At 35.7% G+C, this 24,063-nt stretch carries 22 protein-coding genes; 12 read left to right on the top strand and 10 right to left on the bottom strand.

Translation table 11 applies throughout. The annotated features are described in order from the left end of the window. Positions 1-103: 103 nt before the first annotated feature. The 8 genes from ACUL40_RS23325 (at position 104) to ACUL40_RS23290 (ending at position 8,382) form a co-directional block, all read left to right on the top strand. Entirely contained in the window at positions 104-1,519 is a 1,416-nt protein-coding gene (locus ACUL40_RS23325) for an amino acid permease (RefSeq protein ID WP_445423033.1), read from the top strand. A 282-nt stretch (positions 1,520-1,801) separates the two neighbouring features. After that, positions 1,802-2,677 (top strand): cytochrome aa3 quinol oxidase subunit II, encoded by an 876-nt coding sequence (locus ACUL40_RS23320; protein WP_001176165.1) that lies wholly within the window; start codon positions 1,802-1,804, stop codon positions 2,675-2,677. Between the two features lie 33 nt (positions 2,678-2,710). Beyond that, entirely contained in the window at positions 2,711-4,645 is a 1,935-nt protein-coding gene (gene qoxB / locus ACUL40_RS23315) for a cytochrome aa3 quinol oxidase subunit I (protein ID WP_000762366.1), read from the top strand. Positions 4,646-4,658: 13 nt separating this feature from the next. Continuing rightward, positions 4,659-5,261 (top strand): cytochrome aa3 quinol oxidase subunit III, encoded by a 603-nt coding sequence (gene qoxC / locus ACUL40_RS23310; RefSeq protein WP_000729317.1) that lies wholly within the window; start codon positions 4,659-4,661, stop codon positions 5,259-5,261. Then, a complete protein-coding gene (gene qoxD / locus ACUL40_RS23305) occupies positions 5,262-5,573 on the top strand; it encodes a cytochrome aa3 quinol oxidase subunit IV (protein WP_000068425.1) in 312 nt (103 codons plus the stop codon). It abuts the gene before it with no gap. Between the two features lie 217 nt (positions 5,574-5,790). Continuing rightward, a complete protein-coding gene (locus tag ACUL40_RS23300; RefSeq protein ID WP_000399966.1) occupies positions 5,791-7,620 on the top strand; it encodes a monovalent cation:proton antiporter family protein in 1,830 nt (609 codons plus the stop codon). A 52-nt stretch (positions 7,621-7,672) separates the two neighbouring features. Next, complete coding sequence (locus tag ACUL40_RS23295; RefSeq protein ID WP_000926991.1) at positions 7,673-7,930, top strand: DUF4022 family protein; 258 nt, start codon at positions 7,673-7,675, stop codon at positions 7,928-7,930. A 14-nt stretch (positions 7,931-7,944) separates the two neighbouring features. Then, on the top strand, positions 7,945-8,382 hold the full coding sequence (locus ACUL40_RS23290) for a GNAT family N-acetyltransferase (RefSeq protein WP_326038173.1): 438 nt from the start codon (positions 7,945-7,947) through the stop codon (positions 8,380-8,382). A 39-nt stretch (positions 8,383-8,421) separates the two neighbouring features. Here ACUL40_RS23290 and ACUL40_RS23285 read toward each other — a convergent pair whose 3' ends face one another. From ACUL40_RS23285 to ACUL40_RS23275, 3 genes are all read right to left on the bottom strand, one after another. Next, complete coding sequence (locus tag ACUL40_RS23285) at positions 8,422-8,850, bottom strand: hypothetical protein (protein ID WP_000706637.1); 429 nt, start codon at positions 8,848-8,850, stop codon at positions 8,422-8,424. A 4-nt stretch (positions 8,851-8,854) separates the two neighbouring features. After that, a complete protein-coding gene (locus tag ACUL40_RS23280; protein ID WP_000301182.1) occupies positions 8,855-9,055 on the bottom strand; it encodes a helix-turn-helix transcriptional regulator in 201 nt (66 codons plus the stop codon). Between the two features lie 131 nt (positions 9,056-9,186). Next, positions 9,187-10,479, bottom strand: a complete 1,293-nt coding sequence (locus tag ACUL40_RS23275; RefSeq protein ID WP_000487192.1) for an NCS2 family permease — start codon at positions 10,477-10,479, stop codon at positions 9,187-9,189. Positions 10,480-10,760: 281 nt separating this feature from the next. On the opposite strand from ACUL40_RS23275, the gene ACUL40_RS23270 reads away from it, so the two are divergent. Further along, on the top strand, positions 10,761-12,152 hold the full coding sequence (locus ACUL40_RS23270) for an amino acid permease (RefSeq protein WP_001164897.1): 1,392 nt from the start codon (positions 10,761-10,763) through the stop codon (positions 12,150-12,152). Positions 12,153-12,333: 181 nt separating this feature from the next. Beyond that, positions 12,334-13,881, top strand: a complete 1,548-nt coding sequence (locus ACUL40_RS23265; RefSeq protein ID WP_000791522.1) for a hypothetical protein — start codon at positions 12,334-12,336, stop codon at positions 13,879-13,881. Between the two features lie 35 nt (positions 13,882-13,916). Here ACUL40_RS23265 and ACUL40_RS23260 read toward each other — a convergent pair whose 3' ends face one another. Further along, the gene (locus ACUL40_RS23260) at positions 13,917-15,638 is read right to left on the bottom strand and encodes a DUF2339 domain-containing protein (RefSeq protein WP_445423034.1); all 1,722 of its coding nucleotides are present in this window, start codon (positions 15,636-15,638) and stop codon (positions 13,917-13,919) included. A 140-nt stretch (positions 15,639-15,778) separates the two neighbouring features. Then, on the bottom strand, positions 15,779-17,080 hold the full coding sequence (gene brnQ1, locus ACUL40_RS23255) for a branched-chain amino acid transport system II carrier protein BrnQ1 (protein WP_000771689.1): 1,302 nt from the start codon (positions 17,078-17,080) through the stop codon (positions 15,779-15,781). Positions 17,081-17,332: 252 nt separating this feature from the next. Between brnQ1 and ACUL40_RS23250 the strand changes: the two genes are divergently transcribed. Beyond that, entirely contained in the window at positions 17,333-18,718 is a 1,386-nt protein-coding gene (locus ACUL40_RS23250) for a peptide MFS transporter (RefSeq protein ID WP_000443143.1), read from the top strand. Positions 18,719-18,748: 30 nt separating this feature from the next. Here the strand turns inward: ACUL40_RS23250 and ACUL40_RS23245 are convergent, their stop codons facing one another. The 5 genes from ACUL40_RS23245 to ACUL40_RS23225 all read right to left on the bottom strand — a co-directional run bounded on the left by ACUL40_RS23245 (position 18,749) and on the right by ACUL40_RS23225 (position 22,838). Continuing rightward, complete coding sequence (locus tag ACUL40_RS23245) at positions 18,749-19,870, bottom strand: YHYH domain-containing protein (RefSeq protein ID WP_139245456.1); 1,122 nt, start codon at positions 19,868-19,870, stop codon at positions 18,749-18,751. A gap of 140 nt (positions 19,871-20,010) precedes the next feature. Beyond that, the gene (locus ACUL40_RS23240; protein ID WP_001041726.1) at positions 20,011-20,643 is read right to left on the bottom strand and encodes a class A sortase; all 633 of its coding nucleotides are present in this window, start codon (positions 20,641-20,643) and stop codon (positions 20,011-20,013) included. A 117-nt stretch (positions 20,644-20,760) separates the two neighbouring features. Further along, on the bottom strand, positions 20,761-21,234 hold the full coding sequence (locus tag ACUL40_RS23235; RefSeq protein WP_053565231.1) for a hypothetical protein: 474 nt from the start codon (positions 21,232-21,234) through the stop codon (positions 20,761-20,763). After that, positions 21,227-21,445, bottom strand: a complete 219-nt coding sequence (locus ACUL40_RS23230; RefSeq protein ID WP_000154019.1) for a helix-turn-helix transcriptional regulator — start codon at positions 21,443-21,445, stop codon at positions 21,227-21,229. Before ACUL40_RS23230 ends, ACUL40_RS23235 begins: the two co-directional genes overlap by 8 nt. Positions 21,446-21,557: 112 nt before the next feature. After that, positions 21,558-22,838 (bottom strand): 3D domain-containing protein, encoded by a 1,281-nt coding sequence (locus ACUL40_RS23225; protein WP_059304140.1) that lies wholly within the window; start codon positions 22,836-22,838, stop codon positions 21,558-21,560. Between the two features lie 220 nt (positions 22,839-23,058). On the opposite strand from ACUL40_RS23225, the gene ACUL40_RS23220 reads away from it, so the two are divergent. Next, a complete protein-coding gene (locus ACUL40_RS23220) occupies positions 23,059-24,000 on the top strand; it encodes a methyl-accepting chemotaxis protein (RefSeq protein ID WP_000495039.1) in 942 nt (313 codons plus the stop codon). Positions 24,001-24,063 lie beyond the last annotated feature (63 nt).

Below are 24,063 nucleotides of genomic sequence, written 5' to 3'. Positions count from 1 at the left end.
TCATAGCAAATAAACCGAGTGTGTGTTGCATCCCCCACTAATGATTAAAAACTCAGAATAAAACGAAGTTCACACATTCAAGAAAATACGGGGTGAGGGGCATATGAATCAACAAATTGAACAAACAGATTTAAAACGAACAATGAAAAGTAGACACCTATTTATGATTGCACTCGGCGGTGTTATCGGAACCGGGTTATTTATGGGATCTGGTCAAATTGTCCATAATGCCGGACCTGGTGGTGCTATTCTCGCATTTTTAGTCGGTGGATTTGTTATGTATTTAACGATGTTATGTCTTGGTGAATTATCCGTCGCTATGCCAGAAGCAGGTTCATTCCAAAGTTATGCAAGCAAATTCATTTCACCTGGTTTTGGATTTGTTGTCGGTTGGATGTATTGGTTAAATTGGGCTGTTACAGTTGGCGTAGAGTTAACAACTGTAAGTATTTTAATGAAACGCTGGTTTCCAGACGTTTCTTCCTGGATTTGGTGCGTTACATTTGCAGCAGCACTCTTCCTCGTAAACGCTTTATCAGCAAAAGCATATGCAGAAGCAGAGTTTTGGTTCGCAAGTGTAAAAGTCGCAACAATTGTTATTTTCATCTTACTTGGCGGCGCTGTTATGTTCGGTCTACTAGACTTTAATGGAAAGCCAGCTCCAATGCTTCATAATTTCACTGAAAATGGCGGGCTATTTCCAAATGGTGCATTAGCTGTTCTTCTTACGATGATTACAGTAAATTACTCCTTCCAAGGAACAGAATTAATCGGAATCGCTTCAGGCGAAAGTGAAAATCCTGAAAAAACAATTCCAAAAGCAATTAAAAACACAATTTGGCGAACTCTCTTCTTCTTCGTCTTAGCGATATCAGTTGTTGTAGGTTTACTCCCATGGCAAGAGGCTAATCTAGTCGAAAGTCCCTTTGTACTTGTATTTGATGTAGCCGGTGTCCCATATGCAGCAGACATTATGAACTTTGTTATTATTACAGCTGTATTATCCGTTGCTAACTCTGGTCTCTACGCAAATTCTCGTATGCTGTGGGCGATGGCAAAACAAGGAATGGCAAGTCCAGCATTTACGAAATTAACTAAAAAAGGTGTACCGCTAAATGCATTAATTTTCAGCCTAATTTTCGCTAGCCTGTCCTTACTAACAAGTGTATTTGCGGCAGATACTGTCTTTCTAGTTTTAACATCTATTGCAGCAATGGCTGCCGTTGTCGTTTGGATGTCAATCGCCGCTTCACAGTTTTTCTTCCGTAGAAATTTCGTGAAAAACGGTGGCAACATAAATGATTTAAAATATCGTACACCGCTCTATCCACTAGTTCCAATCGTAGCGTTTTCGCTGAATTTCATTACATTTGTTAGTTTGGCTTTCATTCCAGATCAAAGAATTGCTCTTTATTGTGGCATTCCATTTATGATTATTTGTTACATTTTATATCAAGTTAAATATAAAAAAATTGTCACACTTGAACAGCCACGAACTGTCATACAAGAAATAAACTAAATATACAAAATATTCAGCTATCTTCCTTATGATAAGATAGCTTTTTTCTATTTCTTGGATATCCTGGTATAACTTTATTTATCTTAAAATTTTCACAATCACGTTTTTCTCTGGAAAATAGTTTACAATGTAATCAAGTTACAAATGATATTCACCTTAAAAAGTGTGCATTTGTGTCTATTTTTTAACAATATATCAAAAACTATTGCCTTCTATAAATTAATAGGTTTATATTGTTTTATTGGCATAGTTTCAATCCAAGGAGAAAGGAGATTTTCAATCGTGCAACTAAAGAAAGCGTTTTGGAAGTTGGCTTCGCTTCTTCCGTTATCATTACTTCTGTTCCTCGGTGGCTGTGATAAAAAACTCGCAGTATTAAATCCGCAAGGACCTGTTGCAAAAGCACAGTATGATTTAATTGTTTGGTCATTCTTGCTTATGTCATTAATTATCGCAATTGTATTCATTCTGTTTACAGTCATCTTGATTCGTTATCGTGAAAAACCAGAGAATATGGACTATGAGCCACCTGAACAACACGGTAACACATTACTAGAAATTATTTGGACGCTTGTTCCTGTTATTATCGTTATCGCATTATCGATTCCAACAGTAAAAGCAACTTATGCTTCGGAAGAGGTTCCGAAAGAGTCCAAACATATTAAACCAGTTGAAATTTATGTTACATCTGCAAACTGGAAATGGTTATTCAGTTACCCAGAGGAAAAAATTGAAACCGTTAACTATTTAAACATCCCAGCTGGTGTACCAATTCAATTCAAACTGACTTCTGTCGGCCCAATGAATGCTTTCTGGGTACCAGAACTTGGTGGTATGAAGTACACAATGGATGGCATGATTATGGATCTTTATTTACAAGCTGATAAGCCAGGTTCTTACCTAGGCCGTAGTGCGAACTTCTCTGGTGAAGGATTCACACACATGGAGTTCGAAGTTGAAGCAAAAACTAAAGAGAAATATGACAAGTGGGTTAAAGAAGTACAAGAAACTGCTCCTAAACTAACAGAAGCTAAGTACAACGAAATTGTTAAACCTGGTGTAGTTGGTCGTATGACATTCTCTAGTCACCACTTAAGTTATGTAGATCCAAAATCACTTGAATATTGTGATTACAACTACTACAAAAACAAAAAATAATAGCTATTATTCCAACAGATTGGAGTGAACACAGTGAAGCTTGATGAATTCTTTGTCACAGGTGACCCGATTATTTACGGTGCAGACGCTTCTATCGTTCTTGTGACATTAGCAATCATTTTCGTACTAACAAAGTATAAAAAATGGAAATGGCTTTGGGACGAATGGTTAACAACTGTTGACCATAAAAAAATCGGAGCTATGTATATTATTTCTGCGGTTATCATGTTATTCCGTGGTGGTATGGATGGTTTAATGATCCGTGCACAGTTAACATTCCCAGAAACAACTTATTTAAACGCTGAACACTATAACGGGATCTTTACAACACATGGTACAGTAATGATTCTTTTCATGGCAATGCCATTCGTTATGGGATTAATGAACCTTGTAGTACCATTACAAATTGGTGCTCGTGACGTTGCATATCCGTTCTTAAATGCTTTAAGTTTCTGGTTATTCTTTGTCGGAGCAATGTTATTCAACATCGCTTTCGTAATCGGTGGTTCTCCAGACGCCGGGTGGACTTCTTACTTCCCAATGGCAGGTACAGAGTTTACTTCGGGCGTAGGAAATAACTACTACGCAATTGCATTACAGATTTCAGGTCTCGGTACGCTAATGACCGGTATTAACTTCCTTGTTACTATCTTAAAAATGCGTACACCTGGTATGACTTTAATGAGAATGCCAATGTTTACTTGGTCAATCTTAATTACAACAATTATCATTATTTTCGCTTTCCCAGTATTAACAGTTGCTCTTGCATTAATGACATTTGACCGTCTATTCGATGCTCACTTCTTTACGATGGCGAGCGGCGGTATGCCAATGTTATGGGCCAACCTGTTCTGGGTATGGGGTCACCCTGAAGTATATATCGTTATTTTACCGGCATTCGGTATTTTCTCTGAAATCATTAGTACATTCTCACGTAAACGTCTATTCGGTTACAGTGCAATGGTATACTCAATGGTTGCAATTTCTTTACTAAGTTTCGTCGTATGGCTTCACCACTTCTTCACGATGGGTGCAGGTCCAGCGGTTAACTCATTCTTCTCGATTTCGACAATGGCGATTTCGATTCCAACCGGGGTTAAGATCTTTAACTGGTTGTTTACACTGTATAAAGGACGTATTCGTTTTACAGTTCCAATGCTTTGGTCATTGGCATTTATTCCAAACTTCGTAGTCGGTGGGGTTACAGGGGTTATGCTTGGAATGGCAGCAGCTGATTATCAATACCATAACAGCTACTTCCTAATCGCTCACTTCCACTACGTATTAATCGCAGGTACAGTATTCGCTATGCTTGCTGGATTCACATTCTGGTATCCAAAAATGACTGGTCATATGTTAAATGAACGCCTAGGTAAATGGACATTCTGGATCTTTATGAGCGGATTCAACATCTGTTTCTTCCCAATGTACTTCTTAGGTTTAGACGGTATGACTCGTCGTATGTACACTTACTCTGAAAGTCTTGGATGGGGATGGCTAAACCAAATCGCATCTGTTGGTGCGGTAATGATGGGTATCGGCTTCCTACTTCTTTGCTACAACGTAATTTGGAGTGCACGTCACGGTGAACGTGACACAACTGGAGATCCATGGGATGGTCGTACACTTGAATGGGCAACTCACTCTCCTGTACAACATTACAACTTCGCGAAGCTTCCTGAAATTAAAGAAGCTGATGCTTTCTGGTACATGAAAAAACGCGGAGAAACAGTTACACCAGCAGCAGAAGATATCAAACCAATTCACATGCCAAGTAACTCTGGTGTGCCTATTATTGCGTCTGGATTCTTCGGTCTTGCAGGTTTCGCATTAGTATTTAGCTGGTTCTGGCTTGCAGCAATCGGTGGTATTGGTATTTTAGCTTGCTTAATCTATCGTTCATTCGATTATGATGAAGGCTACTATATCAGTGTTGATGAAATTAAAAAAACAGAACATATAGCATGAGAGGTGAAATGACATGGCGGCTTTAGATAAAAGCTTACCTTTGGAATATCAATCCGAACAAAGCAGATTGAATATCCTAGGATTCTGGATTTTTCTTGGGGCTGAAATTATGCTGTTCGCAACACTTTTCGCCTCTTATCTAGTCCTTGCTGGTCGTACGGCAGATGGCCCAACACCAGCGCAATTGTTTGAACTTAAAACGCTTTTAATTCAAACATTACTACTTTTAACAAGTAGTTTTACATGCGGTATCGTAATTCATGAAATGCGTAAGCATAACCAAAAAGCGATGCTTGGATGGTTCGTCCTTACATTACTTTTAGGTGCAGGTTTCCTATTCTTCGAGATCGAAGAGTTCATTATGTACATTGGTGAAGGCGCAACAATTCAAACAAGTGCTTTCTTATCTGGATTCTTCGTTCTTCTTGGAACGCATGGAGCCCACGTAACAGGCGGTATCATTTGGGCAATTTGTGTTATTATCCAAATTTTAAAACGAGGTTTAACACCAGTTACAGCTCGTAAAGTATTCATTATCAGCTTATACTGGCATTTCCTTGATCTTGTTTGGGTCTTTATTTACACACTAGTTTACTTGAACGGGATGGTGGCGTAAATGGCTCAAAACAACAATCAAGCAAACGGACATGCGCATAGCGGATTCCCTTGGTCACACGTTTTCGGATTTATTTTATCGCTTGCATTAACGTTTCTAGCGTTATACGTGGCACTTTACACAACATTGCCACTTTCAACAGTCTTAACAACTATTATCATAATGGCTGTTGCGCAAGCATTGTTACAATTAATTATGTTCATGCATTTAAAAGAAGGAGAAGGAAGAGTTCAAATTCTTACAATGATATACAGTTTCTTCGTTGCAACTGCAACAGTTGGTTTAACTGTATGGATCTTCTTCTCAATGTAATGTACATGAAAAAGACTGCTGAGATTCCTCAGCAGTCTTTTTTTATCCCCTCTATTACATCCACATTACGGAATTAACAGCATAATCATGAAAAATATACTTATTATGACAAATGTTAAGAAAAGTCTTTCTTTATGAAATCGAATCCATATGCGTTGCTTTTCTACCTATTATATGGCTAAATAGGTACTATATTTATTTGAAGGGAGAGAACGCAATGGAACATCATACTTCTGTTCTATCACTTATGGTTGTCGTTGCAATCGCGTTTTTCGTTCCCCTTTTGTTACAACGCTTTAAATTAAAAGCACTTCCTGTGGTCGTTGCAGAAATTATTGCAGGAATCTTTGTAGGTAAAAGTGGGTTTAATATTATTGAGCCAGATATATGGCTTCAAGTTTTATCAACATTAGGATTTATCTTCCTCATGTTCTTAAGCGGTTTAGAAATTGATTTTTCTATCTTTAAACAAAAAGGGAAAAAAAATACGACAAACGAACCAAATACATTTCAGGCAGCAAGCATTATCTTCTTATTTATTTTCATCTTATCTTATGCCCTATCATTACTATTCGTATGGCTAGGATTCGTAGATAATGCAATGTTCATGACTTTAATTATTTCAACTATTTCTTTAGGTGTTGTTGTACCAACATTAAAAGAGAATAACTTAGGAAAAACAGCAATTGGGCAAATCATTTTATTAGTCGCTGTTATTGCGGATTTAGTTACAATGATTTTACTCGCTGTATTCGTCGGATTAAATTCCGAAAGCGGCCAAAGCATGTGGCTTCTTCTTCTTCTATTCGGCGCTGGTATTGTTATTTACTTCGTTGCAAAACGTTTTAAAAACATTCCATACTTAGATAGTTTAAAAGCTGGTAGTGTACAAATTGATACACGAGCTGTTTTTGCACTCATTTTAATCTTAGTTGGGTTATCGGAATCTGTTGGAGCAGAAAATATTTTAGGCGCCTTCTTAGCAGGTGTACTTGTATCGTTATTATCACCAAATGAAGATATGGTGGAAAAACTTGATTCTATCGGCTATGGTTTCTTCATCCCTATTTTCTTCGTAATGGTTGGTGTAAATCTAGAGGTGTGGTCTATTTTCAAAGAACCTTCTAGCATGCTAATGATTCCAATCTTAATTGTAGGACTCTTTATTTCGAAACTCTTACCATCACTCGTCTTAAGAAAATGGTATCCACGTAATATCGTACTTGGAAGTGCAATCTTATTAACATCGACACTTTCTTTAGTTATTGCGGCTGCACAAATTGGTGAAAAACTGGAGATCATCAGTCCAAGTTTATCTGCCTCTCTTATTTTAAGCGCAGTTATTACTTGTATTTTTGCACCTATATTGTTTAAAAAAATGTTCCCAAAAGTAGAAACACCAAAACCAAAAGTAGCTATTATTGGCGCGAGCAGAATTACCCTTCCGTTATCACTAGATTTAAAACGAGAAGATTATGACGTAACGCTATATATGATGCGTCAAAACAAAATAAATGATGAAGAAGCGACATCACATGACTTCCCTATCGTGAAATTAGATGACATCACAATCGCATCATTAACTGAACAAACAGCATTTGATGCAGATCGCGTCGTTGTTGCAACAAGTGATGATGAACAAAACTTATTATTGGCAGAACATGCAAAAGAGCTAGGTGTTGAACATGTTATTGCAAGTGTAGAAGATCCACTTCTACAAGAAAAAGCAACGCAAGAACATATCGCTGTATTCTCAACAATTAACTCTACACGTATTTTATTACGTGCGCTTATTGATAAACCTAGTCTCGTTCGCTTAATTACAACAGCAAACGAAACAGTCCGTGAAGTTGAACTACGGAGCAATAAATATAACGGCGTTGCACTTCGTCGCCTTCCGTTTTTAGGTGATGTACTAGTCATTCAAATTTATCGTGGAAATAAAGCATTAATCCCACATGGGGATACAAGACTACAACACGGTGATACATTACTTGTAACAGGCTCAAAAGAACATATCGATACACTAAAAAACATATTAGAATAAAAAAATGCCCCTCACATAATTGAGGGGCATTTTTTCCATTTCATATGGTAAAATGTTACTATCACATATTATGGGGATGGATTACATTATGTCTATTATAACTTTAGCTCTCTTATTATTAGCCGAAATACTCGTTGCCATTATTCTCATCGGTGTTAGTATTGAGATTTGTAGTTACGGATGGAAAAAATCGAATGGAATAAAATATTCTTGCCTCCTACTTTCACTCCTTCTCGGAACTGCTAGCATACTCGGACTTCTCGCCGCACCTGCCTATTTCTTTATACAATTAACAGAAAAAGCGTTATAAGAAAGGATGTTAATATGATTACCGTGAAAAATATTGAGGGATCTGAAACTTACGTATTACGTCAAAAAATTTTACGCCCCAATCAAACATTAACAGATTGTAAATACCCTTCCGATTATGAAACAGACACCTTCCACTTAGGCGCATTTATAAACGATCAACTTATTAGTATCGCTTCTTTCTCAAAGGAAATGCATCCCGACTTACAAGCAGGTATGCATTATCGTCTACGAGGAATGGCCACATTGCCTGAGTTTCGAAACAACCACGCTGGAAGCTCCTTAATTCAGAAAGCAGAACAAATCTTACAAGAGCGTCAAGCAAATATGCTATGGTGTAATGGCCGAATTACTGTAGCTGACTATTACAAGCGCTTAGGCTTCCAAGAACATGGTGAAATCTTTGAAATTGAACCAATTGGCCTTCATAAAGTACTGTATAAAAGAATATAAGAAAAGCTTTCCGCAATACGGGAAAGCTTTTCTTATATTTCAATCTTCACTTTTTATCTTTTTCATATATATGTATATAAACAGACTAGGAACTAAAAAACAAGCAAACATAATAAATCCTGTCATACTAATTTCCTTTATCGAAATATCTGGTGTTACAACGATACAAATAGCTAAAATCCCAATAACAATACTTACAGGAATTAATAATAGTTTCATGAAATAGCTACGTGATACTCCCCCTGTATGCTCATACACTTCCACTGAATTTTTCAGATTTAAAAAGTTAATAACTACAATCCCACCCATAAATACCATTAATAAATCCGAAACACTTTCGTATCCTGCATCTTGCAAAACGTAGCGATAAAAAACAATACCTAGTATGAAAATATTTTGTAAGATGAAAACTAATCTAATATGTTTTAACCCCTCAATCATTAAACGTTCATCTTTCACAATTTTCATCGAATCACTCCTTTTCCTCCCAAAACAAATCATTCAAAGTTTTATCTACTGCATAACAAATTTTCAAACATAAATCTAAAGACGGATTGTATTTGCCCTTCTCAATTAAACTAATCGTTTGCCTTGTAACGCCTACTTTTTCTGCTAATTGTTGCTGTGTTAAATCTAACTGAACACGCGCGACTTTTATTTTACTTACAGCCATTCATGTTCCCCCTCCATCCATATTGTAACATATATATTCCATTAAGTAATTTATATTTTGCGTGACTGATTATAGTTTCACTTTATTATACACAAAAAAGGAGCCCCTCATAAGAAGCCCCCTCTCCTATATTATAAGAATAAATGACATCCAAATAAAATTGTAAATAAGTAGAGTAACGGATGCACTTCCATCCCTTTCCCTTTCACAATTTTCAAGACTGGATACACTAAAAATCCAATTGCAATTCCATTCGCAATACTAGATGTTAACGGAATACCTATAAAAATTAAAAATGCTGGTAACGCATCTTCAAATTCATTCCAATTAATATCTCGAATGCTTTGTGCCATTAAACTACCTACTATAATTAATGAAGGAGCTGTAATAGCGGCTACACTTGATAAAGAAGCAATAACAGGACTAAAAAATGCCGTTATAATTGTTAGACCAACAACTACAATCCCTGTTAACCCAGTTTTACCACCTGCAGCAATACCTGCTGACGATTCAATCGTCGCTGCTGTTGGGCTTGTTCCAAAGATAGAACCTGTAGTCCCGCCAATTGCATCTGCAATAAACGCTTTACCAAAACGCTTCTCTGTATTGTCTGTAATTAAACCTGCTTGTTTAATTAAACCAAGTAATGCACCTGTTGTATCGAATAAAAGTACAAGTAAAAATGAAAATACAACGCCGTATAATCCGTATTCAATTACATCTGAAAAGGCATTGATTGGGTTTGAAACGATGATACCCTCTGGTAAATGAGGCATCGCCACAATTTTATCAGCAAACTTCAATTGCCCTGTAAAGAAGGCAATAATTCCTGTCACAATCATACTAATAAATAATGCACCGCTCACACGCAATGTCATTAATACCGCCGCTAATATTAAACCAATTAAAGTTAAAATAACAGCTGGAGAATGAAAATCACCAATCGTAACTAAATTAGACGGATGATCCACGATAATTCCAGAAAGGCGCAATCCAATAAAAGCAATAAATAGTCCAATTCCACCTGCAATTGCATGCTTTAAACTATCAGGAATTGCTAAAATTAACTTTTGCCTAAACGAAGTAAAAGATAATAAAAGAAAAATAATCCCCGTTACAAATACAGCTGAAAAGGCAACTACATATGTAATCCCTTCTGCCTTCTGTACAACAGAATAAGCAAAATATGCATTCATTCCCATAGCTGGAGCAATAACAATCGGGTAATTCGCGAAAATCGCCATACCTACTGTTCCAACAACGGTTGCAATAATTGTTGCTGTAAACGCTTGGTCAAATGGTACACCTGCATCAGATAATATTTTTGGATTGATGACAAGAATATACGCAAATGTAAAAAAAGTTGTGATGCCAGCTAAAAACTCTTGCTTCACAGAAGTGTTATATTTTTGTAATTGAAACATGCTTATGTACCCTTCCTACACCTGAATTATTATCACACATTCTTTTTCTTACTAGTATGTGAGAAAATATAATACTTAATCTTAACAATCAATAAAAAGAAGAGTCAATATATTCCCTAATAGTTAGAATTTTAAGTTTAAGTCTGACAAGTACAGATGTAGTACAGTTCATTATGATTATTTTTGTAGCATAACAGATAGAAATGTTTTATAATTTGAAATAGTTAAATATTTAGTAAACGCATTCAAATATCGTTCACTCTACAAGGGGGATTCTTCTTATGCAGCACACAAACAAATCTGGAACTTTAAATCGTGGTTTAAAAGAACGACATATTACTTTAATGTCACTGGGCTCAGCTATTGGCGTTGGGCTATTTTTAGGATCCGCTTCCGCCATTAAACTAGCAGGTCCTTCTATTTTGCTAGGCTATATGATTGCCGGTCTCGTTATTTTTTTCATTATGCGAGCGCTTGGGGAAATGGCAATTGAACAACCTGTTGCTGGTTCTTTTAGTAAATATGCATATGATTATATTGGACCACTCGCTGGTTATATTACTGGTTGGAATTACTGGTTCTTATGGGTTGTTACTTGTATGGCTGAAATTACAGCAGCTGGTATTTACATGCAGTACTGGTTCCCAGATATCCCGCGCTGGACTTGGGCATTACTTGCTCTATTATTAATGAGCGCTTTTAACTTCTTATCGGTAAAAGTATTTGGAGAACTTGAGTTTTGGTTTGCTCTCATTAAAATTGTCACAATTATCTGTATGATAGTAGTCGGAGCTGGTATTATTTTATTCGGATTCGGAAACGGTGGTATCGCTACTGGTATTTCAAATCTTTGGTCACATGGTGGCTGGTTCCCAAATGGATTTTCTGGGTTACTACTCTCCATGCAGATGGTACTATTCGCTTATTTAGGCGTTGAATTAATCGGTGTTACAGCTGGTGAGGCTCAAAATCCGAAGAAAACACTCGCAAAGGCAATCGATAACGTATTTTGGAGAATTCTACTCTTTTACGTTGGGGCATTATTCGTTATGATGGCAATTTATCCATGGAACGAACTTGGTGAGAAAGGCAGTCCATTCGTATTAACATTCCAACAAATTGGTATCGCAAAAGCAGCAGGTATTATTAACTTTGTCGTATTAACAGCAGCTCTTTCTTCTTGTAACGGTGGTTTATTTAGTACAGGCCGTATGCTATATACATTAGCTCAGCAGAAAAAAGCTCCTGAAAGATTTGGTCGTTTAAATAAAAATGGCATTCCAAGCCAAGGAATTGTAGCAACTGCTATCGTTTTACTAATTGGTGTTATATTAAACTATCTCGTACCTGCAAAGGTATTTACATGGCTTACTAGCATTTCAACTTTCGGTGCAATTTGGACTTGGGGAATTATATTAGTCGCTCAAATTAAATTCCGTAAAAGCTTGCCTACTCAAAATAAACAAAAGTTATCGTATAAAATGCCTTTATACCCATTAAGCTCATATTTCTCACTCGTTTTCCTTGTATTAGTATTAGGTATAATGGCGTATTCAGAAGATACACGAATTGCATTGATTGTCGGCCCAATTTGGCTTATCGGCTTAGCAATCGTATATTACATGAAAGGGTTTCATAAGATTGATGAAACACCTAACTCAAAAATTAGTTAAGCAAAACATCCCTTCCTTATTACTTGGAAGGGATGTTTTTATATCTATATAAATATTTCTCAACAAAATTCACGGTATTTTTACAATTTTTTAATATTTTTTATGTTTTCCGTCTTTATTTTTACAGAAAAATAAATTACATTATTAAAGCACATATATTTATTATTAGGGGGATTCTTCTATGAAGAATAAAAAATGGATTACATTTTCTTTAGCAACAGCAATTACACTAAGTATAGGGACCTCGTTCATATCGTCTACTTATGCCGAAAGCTCTGTAGACCCAGCTCCTGAAATTGCTGCAAAAGTTGTAAATCAAAACAATGGGAAAAAAGTATTATTCGATAATACACACGGTCAAACTGCTGGGACAGCTGACTGGGTTATTGACGGCGGCTTTTCTGACTTCGGAAACGGCATTGCAAAAAACGGATATCACGTAAAGGAACTTCGTAAATCAACACCTATTACGTACGAAGACTTAAAAGATTACAATGTATTTATCGTTCCAGAAGCTAATATTCCTTACAAAAAATCTGAGCAGGACGCTATGTTACAATATGTAAAAAATGGTGGTAGTATCTTCTTTATTGCTGATCATTACAATGCAGATCGTAATAAAAATCGCTGGGACTCTTCTGAAGTATTTAATGGATATAGACGCGGTGCTTGGGATAATCCAGCAAAAGGAATGTCTAATGAAGAAGCTAATTCACAAGCTATGCAAGGAGTAGAAAGCTCTGATTGGCTCTCTGACAACTTCGGTATTCGCTTCCGCTACAATGCACTTGGTGATGTTTCAGCGAAAACAATTGTATCGCCTGAACAATCTTTCGGAATTACAAAAGGTGTTTCGTCTGTAGCAATGCATGCTGGTTCTACTCTAGCAATTACAAACCCAAAACTAGCAAAAGGACTTGTTTACCTTCCAGAAAATCCATCAAAATGGAATAACGCTGTTGATAGTGGCGTTTATAATGGCGGTGGTATTGCAGAAGGCCCATATGCTGCTATCGCAAAAGTAGGACTTGGAAAAGCTGCCTTTATTGGTGACTCTTCTCCTGTTGAAGATGCTACGCCAAAATACGTTCGTGAAGATTCTGGCCAAACAAAGAAAACTTACGATGGTTATAAAGAAGAAAACGATGCGATTTTATTAGAAAACATCGTAAATTGGTTATCAAATAAAGAGACATTTACAAGTTTAGATCAAGTAAATGGTTTACAACTTGATTCACCTACAGCTCTACAAACATTTGAACAGCCAAGCTTATCAACAGAACCACAACCTGAACCTTGGAGTGCACCAAATGCAGGTTATCAATGGTTTAATACAAATACTTTTAAACCAGGTTCATACGGTTATAACGGTGCGGTAACAACAAGCGACTACGTCGTTACACACCCTAGCATTCTACCAAACAATGAAATTTTCCAAATGAAGATTCAAGTAAATAACTTACTACCTAATACAACGTATAACAACTATTCTTTAGGTATCTTCACTACTGGTGGAACACAAGTGGCTAAAGTACAAAATGCAAACGGCACTTGGCCATCTACTTTCGGATATAGTAGTGCATTTTCTTTCACAACAAACAGCTTAGGCTCTGCTGAGAAAGTTGTAAATGTACAGATTGATTCAAATACAACTGGACAAGCAACGCTTCGTCTACGCCAAAATACAACAACGAAATATAATGAAACTGTAACGATTAATAAGAAATAATAAAAAAGGCAATCCATACATGGATTGCCTTCTTCTCACTTCTCTTCCTTCGAGAAAAACATTCTTGAAATAACGATACCTATACTACCGACGATTAGGAATAACACTGCCCTAATCATCATCGATACCTCTGGTAAGTCAAGTAAGAATAACTTCCCTACCGTTACGACTAAAACGACTAAACCAGCATATAATATTTCATCCATATTTCTATTTCTTCCAAACCAAACCGCAAATAATGCATATACCATCCATAATAACGATACTGATACACTAATTACGCTTCCATCTGCAGATAAAACTTCACCGATTCTCGTAATTGTAATAAATACAATTATCATAAACCAATAGAGCACTATAGAATACATATATTTGCCGAAGCTCGCTAATACTTCTTTCGCTTCTCTCATGCAATAATAGAACGTTCCTATTAAAATAAGATGAGCAACAAAGTCTGCCGAAATAAATTGATCAAACGGGCTAAAAATAGTCTGTATCATTCCAATTGCGTAAACCGTCGCACTAACATACAATTTTATCTGTTGTTTTACTTTAATAGAAGTGACCATGCCGAGGAAACCTTGTAACAATAGTACAATCGCTGCATTCACTAAACTATACTCATATAAAATTGCTAAACTAAATGCTCCCATTGCGAAACCAAATAAGAGATTTGTAAATGTAGAATGTCTATTTTTCCTATATTCACATACGAACATAGCGGCATGCACGAGTGCACTAATAATTAATCCCCATGTTGTAAAATCAGGTATTTTTGAAATAGCTAGTATAAAGAACACTGCATTCGCACTAAATATCGCCAAACGTGGTTCTAGTATAAAACTTCTCTCCGTAAACATATGCCAAAATAATAGTAAATGAATCAAACCATATACAATCGTTAACTGTATTTGCAAGTTCTCTACTAACATTGACATAACAGCAAAGAAAACGAAAAGGACAATGGCAGCAACAGCGTAAGAAATCATATATAAGTATTTATAACGATTTTTCAACGCATACCATAATAAACTAAGTGTTAATACTGTCTCATATCCAAAGAAAATATAAGGATTAGGAGTCGTACTATTTAACAAGAATGGTACGAAGAACGCACCGACCGCTACGAAAATAGTGAGATATTCCGATTGATATCTTTTCGCTAAATAAATCCCTAAAATAACCCATGCAATATTACAGAGAAACGCGACACTTGCCGGAATAAATCCATATAAATAATGTGCTGCAAACGTCGTTAGAACAATCCCGGTAATACTTCCTCCAGCTAATACTAATCCTAACGCTTGCCGCTCTCTTTTAATTTGAATATCTCCTATATAATACAACCCGATAGATAATGCGATACCAAACACAATTCGTATCGCTGGTGTTAATAAACCAGCATCTACCCCTGCTTTAAATAACCAGATCACTCCAAGCAACATAATACCGACAAATACACGCGGTAACCACGTCTGACAAAACTTAATAATATTAAATGGCTCTGGTTTAAAAGCCGATATATCTACTTGTTTTAACTCAGGTTCTTGCAAAGGCTCTTTTATCTTAACTATTTCTTCTTTTGGCTTTTCCTCCATTACCGTTTCAATATATTCTTTCTTGTTCTTACTAACATGTTGCTGAGCGTTTTCTACTTCTATTTCCCTCTGCTTTACTTTTAATTCAGCAAGTGCTTCTTGAATTGTTTCAATTGCCGTTTCGAGTGCTTCTATTTTCTTATCCAAATCCTTCTTCATACGCTCCCCCCTTATTCGTAACTCTCATTGAACCTATATATTACCAATTATCTTTATCATACTCTTAGTCTATTCATTTTCAATAGTATTTTTCCAAAAAAAGAAAGGTGTCTTCCCAAAATAGGAAAACACCTTTTTACTCATTTATTCTTATTTAGAAAAATGCTAACGATAAAACCAAGACACATGCCTACAATAGCTGGAACAATCCACCCAACACCTTCTGTATAAAACGGGATGTATTTTAATGCTGACGTCCACTGATTCATCATTACATTTTTATTTAAAATGTCAATTGCACTAAATATCGCTACAACCAAAACAGTTACTGCATATACGTATGCATACTTTCCAATATACTGATGGAATAACCCTAGAATAATAAGCGTTAACGCAATTGGATAAATAAATCCAAGAATTGGTACTGATACTTTTAAAATTTGCGTTAACCCTAAATTAGCTAAAATCATACTAACAACGCTTACTATAAATGCCCACAATTTATAAGATACTTTCGGAAATGCACTCGCAAAAAATTGACTACAAGACGTAACAAGTCCAATTGAAACACATAAACACGCGATAGTAAAAATAAGACCTAATAAAACGACTCCGCCCTGTCCAAATAATGTAATCATAACTTGTGCTAACACTTTCGCACCGTTATCAAATGTTCCTAATGAGCCACTAATTGCCCCCACATATCCAAGGATGACATAAATAATAGATAATAATAGTCCTGCCCCAATTCCAGCAATACTCATATATTTCGCTAAACCTTTATCATCTTCAATACCCTTTGCACGTAATGCATTTGCAATAACAATTCCAAAGATTAAAGCAGCTAACGCATCCATTGTTAAATATCCATCTAAAAACCCTTGAAACATAGGAGCTTGGCCATAGTTCCCTATTGGTTCTTTCATATCTCCTACTGTTGTAAACATACTCTTTATAAAAATGAGTGCAATCATACATAATAATAACGGCGTCAAGACTTTTCCAAACAACCCCATTAATTTAGATGGGGATAAACTTAACCAGTAAACAATACTAAAGAAAATAACTGTGTAAAACAATAATAATCCGTTTCCTGCTTCAGGGAATAACTGACCTGGCCCCATTTCAAAAGCTAAACTTCCCGCACGGGGTATACCAAGCCCAGGTCCAATAAATACATACACGATACATGGAAAAATAATTGCAAATGAAGAATGAACCCTACCCGCTAACGTTTGAAAACTTCCTGCTTTTGCAATAGAGATAACACCTAATATAGGAAGACCTGTTGCTGATATAATAAACCCTACTAATGAAATCCAAACATGTTCTCCTGCTTCATACCCAAGGAAAGGTGGAAATATCAGATTCCCTGCTCCAAAGAACATAGAGAATAACATAAGGCTAATAAGTAAAATTTCTTTTTTCTGTAACAATTTCATTTCTTTCTCCTTCTTTAATTTCATCTTTTATGAAATCAATTTCACATATAAAAAAGTACAATAACCCGCTTCCTTACAAAGAAAACATAGTCCATAGTCTATCACAAAAGAAACACCCATTCTATAGCTATTCCTCTTTTCCAATTTCTTCTGAAAAATCAACCTTTATTGACTTATAATAGTTAATAAAGTAAAATATTAAATGTACAAAATTATTAACTTTGTTTTTGTTTGTGTCAGGAGGAAAATAACATGGAATCAGCGATACAACTAGAAAGAGAACAACAAAGAAAAAAGAAACATCCTCCAGGTTTATACTTACTCTTCTTTACAGAAATGTGGGAAAGATTTAGTTACTATGGATTACGAGGATTATTAACATTATATTTAACGACAGCTTTAGTAAGCGGTGGTCTTGGGTTTAGTCCCGCATGGGCACTCTCTATTTACGGATTTTATACTGGAGCCTGTTATTTCACACCAATGATTGGTGGATACTTAACAGACCGTTTTCTAGGTAGACGAAAAGCAATCACAATTGGTGGTATAACAATGGCAATCGGTAACCTTACACTATTTGCCTTGCAAAACCAATTAGGCCTATACCTCGGATTAGCGCTTATTATTATCGGTAACGGATTCTTCAAACCGAACATCTCTACACTGGTTGGAGAATTATACGAAGAGAACGATCCAAAACGTGATAGTGCATTTACCATTTTCTATATGGGTATTAACGTCGGTTCATTTTTAGCTCCACTCGTTTGCGGATTTTTATCAGAAAATTTATTCAAAACAACAGTTGATGGCGTTGTACATTACGGATTCCGTTACGGTTTCTTAGCCGCTTCAATCGGAATGATCATTGGACAAATTTTATTTACAACACTATCAAATCGCTTCCTTGGTAATATCGGTAAAAAACCAACTCGCGATTTACAAACAGCTGCTGGACAACCATCAGTAGGAGATACACCATTAACAAAAAAAGAAAAACAACGTACCGCAGTTATCGTCATTTTAACATGCTTCGTTGTCTTCTTCTGGGCTGGCTTTGAACAAGCTGGTAGCTCATTAACATTATATACAAACAAATTTGTAGACCGCTCTGTGTTCGGATGGGAAGTTCCAACATCTTGGTTCCAATCGGTCAATCCATTATTTATTATTTTACTTGCTCCAGTCATTTCTGCATTATGGGCAAAACTTGCAACTCGCAAGCAGGGTGATTTAAAAATCCCAACTAAAATGGGACTTGGTATGATTTTGCTCGGTATTGGTTATATCATTCTCGTTATCGCTACATTAAAAACAGGTAGTGATGAACATAACATTACAGAAAAAGCAAACTTACTGTTTATCGTCTTTACGTATCTTTTCCATACGTTAGGTGAGCTATTCTTATCACCTGTCGGACTATCAATGGTTAGTGCGCTTGCTCCGGTAAAATTAGCATCTTTACTAATGGGTGTATGGCTAGCAAGTTCAGGTATCGCCAACATTTTAGGCGGACAACTTGCAAGCTTCACAACTTCACTTGGATACGCTGAAGTATTCACAGTTATTGGCGCTGTGGCAATCGTACTAGGTTGTGTTTTATTATTAATTTCTAAGAAATTAGTGAAATGGATGGATTAAAAAAGATGAGGAATTTCTCCTCATCTTTTTTTATGCTGTTTTACCTTTTTCAATTGCTTGTTCGTACAGCTCTTTATGTTCTTTATATTCACTTGGTACGAAACTCTTATAGAAGAATGAGAACCAGCTGTCTCCCTTTTTATACCCTTCTTCTCGAATTTCCGCTGCTTTTTTATTCGATTTAAATCCTTCAGTAAACCATTTCTTTAACAATTCATTTCTTTCATACTTAGCAGGAACTTTTAAATCATAGTTTTCAAATGCATACTTATAGCCAGCATTTTCTACTACCTTTTTTGTAGACTTATAGCCTTTTTCATACGCTGTTTCATATGCCTTCACGTATACTTCTTTCTCTCTATTTCCAGGATTCTTTTCAGCTAGTTCTTTCCCTGTCTTTTCCCCTAACTCAGCTTGCTCTTTTTCAATTTTTTCTGTTCTTTCTTTATTCCCTACTTTGAATCCGTCTGCAAAGTTTACCTTAAACTCTGGAGCAACTTGACTATCGTCCATCGTCTCTTGTGCTAAACCTTGTTCTTTTCCTTTTTCAAAATGCGTTTTCTTCTGCTCTTCTAAAGACCATACGGCTGCATAAGTCGCTTTAAACGCTTGTTTATATGCATCAGATTTTCCAGCTACATGCACTTCTGCATCATTTTTTCCTGCTTTAAAATCAGTTTCTCCATTCTTTTGACCTTCAAGTTGACCTTTTTCCATATCAGCTTGGCGCTGCGCTTCCTCTTGCTTACGTGCCTCTTCAGCTTTTCTTTGTTCCTCGGCTACACGTTGTCTCTCTTCTTCAGCTTTACGCTGTGCTTCTGCATTACGTTGTTTTTCCGCCTCAGCGTTGCGTTGCACTTCTGCAGCACGTTGTTTTTCCGCCTCGGTATTGCGCTGTGCTTCTGCTTGTCTCTCAGCTTCTACAGCACTATTATTATTCTGGCTAGGAGCTGGGCTCGTTGCGCCACTACTAGAAGCTGGTTTATTGTGATAATGATATTCCCCGTACTGTAATCCCCATTTCTCACAATTTGTACGACACGTATGTCCGCCATTAGCATCTGTACGCCCTGGATGTGCATAAGCTGAAATCGGAGCTACCAATAACGCTATACTCGTTGTTAAAAGAAGTTTCTTCACCTGTTGTCTCACTCTTGTTCCTCCCAAAATATAGAATCCTAATTTTATTATACATAAATAGAATAATATTTAAATACAAAACCAAAATATTCTATTATTTCTCAACATTAGTAAAAAAGAAGGTGAACTCTTTAAAGAGTTCACCTTCTTTTTTACTTCTTCGCCTTCGTTCTTACTAAATCACCAGCAACAACATAACGCTTAGAATTATCCTTTACAGATACACATGTAATAAGCGTTATCTCATCTTTCCCATGATCCTCTACAACTTCCCACTTATCAGGAGTCACTTCAGATACACCAGTAACCGCATACTCATATTCATTTTCATTGTCATACAAATAAATTTTATCGCCTTTTTTCAAAGAAGCTATATCACTAAATAAAACACCTTTTTTAGACATGTTATGTCCTGCTAATGCGTAATTTCCTTTTCCCATAACTTGATTCTCTTTTACTGTCGCTGCACCTGATAATAAGTTTTTTTCAGTAGAAGCTTTTAAAACAGGCAGTTCTACTGAAACACTTGGAATCGAAATACGACCAATTACTTGTTTCTTATCTAATGATGCATTCGCTACTTCCGCCAAGTCTGGTTGATTAATTTTGGAAGCATCTACAAATTCCGTCTCATGCTTTTCATAATCCATCTTTTGAACAGCCTGCACATTTTCAGTCTGTTTCTTTTCAGCCTGATATCCATCATAAAATGGCTTTCCAATTAACACGCCACCTACAACAAATAGCAGAATTGCTACTATACTATAAATTCTTTGCTTATTCATACACAGTTCCTTTCCCTTACAAAATCTTACTCTATATAAAATGATAAAATAATATCGCTATATGTACAAGTATTAGCTTGAAAAGAAACCTTCTTGCCGATGCAAGAAGGTTTCTTTTTAAGCTAATTTATTTCTGTATAGTGATACGTGAAATACTGTCATTTGAATAAAGAAAATCGAAAATAGAATATATAATGGGTATCCAGGAAGATATTCATTAATAATAGGCGAAAAAGTTAAAAATCCAACTGCACAAGGTAACACAAACCATAACGATACAAATGTTGTTCGGCAAGCTTTATCCGTAATCGCTTTTTCACGTTCATCTTCTAGTGGAAATAATAATGGATACATCCAAAAAGATAAATTCTTATATTTTTTCTTTTGAATTCTATAAAAAATTGTAACTATAATTGCTCCAATAAATAATAAAATGAATGGTACTCCATTAACCGCTACTTCAAACGGGAATTTCTCGTTTTTAATTATATCTGCTAACTCTGTAATGACACTATAAAATTCAACAAGTGTCCAGCATGCTAAAGCAGTATAAAGCACGTTTATAATATAAGAAAAAACAATTCTATTCATCCTCTTCCCCCTCCTTATTTAAAACAAACACATCTTCCATCTTTAACTGAAACACATCACAAATCGTAAGTGCTAATAACAACGAAGGAACGTAATCCCCTTTTTCAATTGCTGCAATTGTTTGTCTCGTTACTCCAACCTTTTCTGCTAATACGCTTTGTGTAAAGTTAAAACGAGCTCTTAATTCTTTTACTCTGTTTAAAATGGTCAAATTTACCACCTCTCACCATCATTGTATGCTATCCTTAACAAAATGTAAACTCAACTTAACATTATTCTTACAAAAAAATCCAACTTTACGTATTGTAAAGTTGGATTACGTTTTAGTTTAAAATTGTAAGCTTAACATTTTTTCTGCCCCACTTACTAGACGAAGCTTTATCTGGCATTAAAACATCAATTTTGTGACCTTTAATCGCGCCACCAGTATCTGCTGCAATTGCTTCTCCGTATCCTTCAACATATACACGAGAACCTAATGGGATAACAGATGGGTCCACCGCAATCAACTTCATTCCTGGGTTTGCAGTTAGATTATAGCCTCCCCATGCAGAATATACTTGTTGACCTGGTGCATAGCCATTTTCACCTGGATCTGCTGTATAAGCTGTTGCATGTACATAAAGTTCTTTCCCACCAGCAGTTGGCTTAGAAGATGGTTCAGGTTGTGCAGGTTTTGCAGGTTCTACCTTCGAATTATTATTAGCAACTGGTTCAGCTGGTTTATTAGCTTTTTCTTGCTTTTGCTTTTCAGCAATTTCCGCTTGTGCTTTCGCTAAAGCTTCTTGCTCTGCTTTTGCAGCCGCTTCTGCTTTTGCACGCTCTTCCGCCGCAATTCTTGCTGCTTCTTGTTCACGAGCAATTGTTTCTTGTACTGCCTTCATATTTGATTCAATTTTAGCTTTTTCTTCCGCTGCTAAATTAAGTTGACTTGCAACCTCATTATATTTAGCTTGAACTGTTTGTAAGTTATCTTGACGTTTTTTCAAGTTATCTTGCAGTTCAGCTTGCGCTTTTGCTAATTTTTGTTTGTCTACTACTAAAGATGCTTCTTTTTCGTCAATTGTTTTCTTATCTTCTTCAATTTGACGAAGATCTTGTTCTTGTAGACGTAAAATTTCTTTATCAGCTTCTAGAATAGTAGAAACTGCGTTCATACGTTGTAAGAAGTCTGCAAAGTTTTTTGACTCTACTACAACTTCTACTACTAAACTTGTATTTGAGCTGTTTTGAACAGAAACCATACGTTTTCTCATAATATCTTTACGAGCAAGGACTTTATCCTCTAAAACGACAATTTCTTCCTTTTTTTGTTCAATCTGCTTATGTGTTTCATCGATTTTACGTTGAATAGCAGCTTGATCCTCTTTATTTTTTGCAATTGTATTATTTAAATTATGTAGTTCGTTTTCGATACCTTTAATTTCTTTACTAACAGCTTGCTTTTCTTGCTCTTTCTTTTGCATTTCTGCATCGTTTTGTTGCAATTGCTGTTGCATGTTGTTAAGTTTCTCGTCGTTTGACTCTGCTTTAACAGCGACTGTACTAGAAAGACCGATAATTCCTGCTAATACTAGACAGCTGATTCGCTTAAAATAGTTCATAATCCGACTCCCTTCTTATACAGTTATACATGATTTATTTTACAGTTTGTTTACAAAACGATTAAATACAGTTTATTTTTCGTGACGAAAAAAAGAGAATTATGAATAAAATGTAATAGATTCTTAAATATTTAACAATTCCTATATTTAAAAAATACAAAAGATGCTAAAATCCAAATATAGAGAAAATATAACTTTCGAAGGCGGTTGAAATAAATACATGTTTACTCAAAAAAAATCACTCCAACATACAATTTCTCAATTAGAAGAGCGTATACAAGAATTAGAATTAGAATTAAAACAAAAAGATATTGAAAAACAAGAGACTATTTCTACTATCCACGATCGTGTACAAAGCGTTGTCCAAGAGCATCAACTTGTAAATAACCAACACAATACACTTCAAAGCTTAGTTCAACAATTAAGTTCATGTTTCGAAAATGTTTCAACACGTACGACACATTCCAATGAGTTAAATAATGAAATGTTACAAAAGGAACAAAGCTTAATTCAGTCTATTGCAGAAATTATTGACTGCTCTAATGAAGGAAAAGAATCCGTTCACCGCTTACTTATTGTAATTAATAAATTAGGTGAACAATCTCAACGCACGTCTAATAGTATGAATCATCTAAGCGAACGCTCAAAAGAAATCGAGCAAATTGTAGAAGTCATTCAAAACATTGCAGCACAAACAAATTTACTTGCTTTAAATGCGAGTATTGAAGCCGCGCGTGCTGGAGAGCATGGTAAGGGATTCGCTGTCGTTGCCAATGAAGTAAGAAAACTAGCGGAAAGTACAGCAGAAAGTACAAAAAACATCGGCAACTTAACGAAAAAAATTCAAGAAGAAATTGAAAAAGCATATGATAACACAAAAGATAATTTACATTTAGTTGATGAAGGTGTAGAAATGAGTGCCGATACAAATGCTAGAATTGAAAATATTTTAGTTATGATTCAAACGTTACAAAATGGTGCTACAAATGTTATTAAGGCTATCGAAAACCAAAAGTCTTGTAATGATGACATATTACGAGAATTCGCTAACACACAACAAATGTTCCAAAAATTAAATACTACTATTATGAATCATATTCATGATGCTGAAAAAGTCGATGTTCAATTGTCTAAAAGTCTTCAAGAAACAGTAACTTCTTAATTAAAAATAAAAATCCCTTATACTGCTATAAGGGATTTTTATTTTATTTTGAATATTTATTTC

It is taken from the genome of Bacillus sp. KNSH39 (assembly GCF_052656585.1).
The sequence above is the reverse complement of the archived record's forward strand: the minus strand, read 5'-3'. Positions and strand labels throughout refer to the sequence as shown.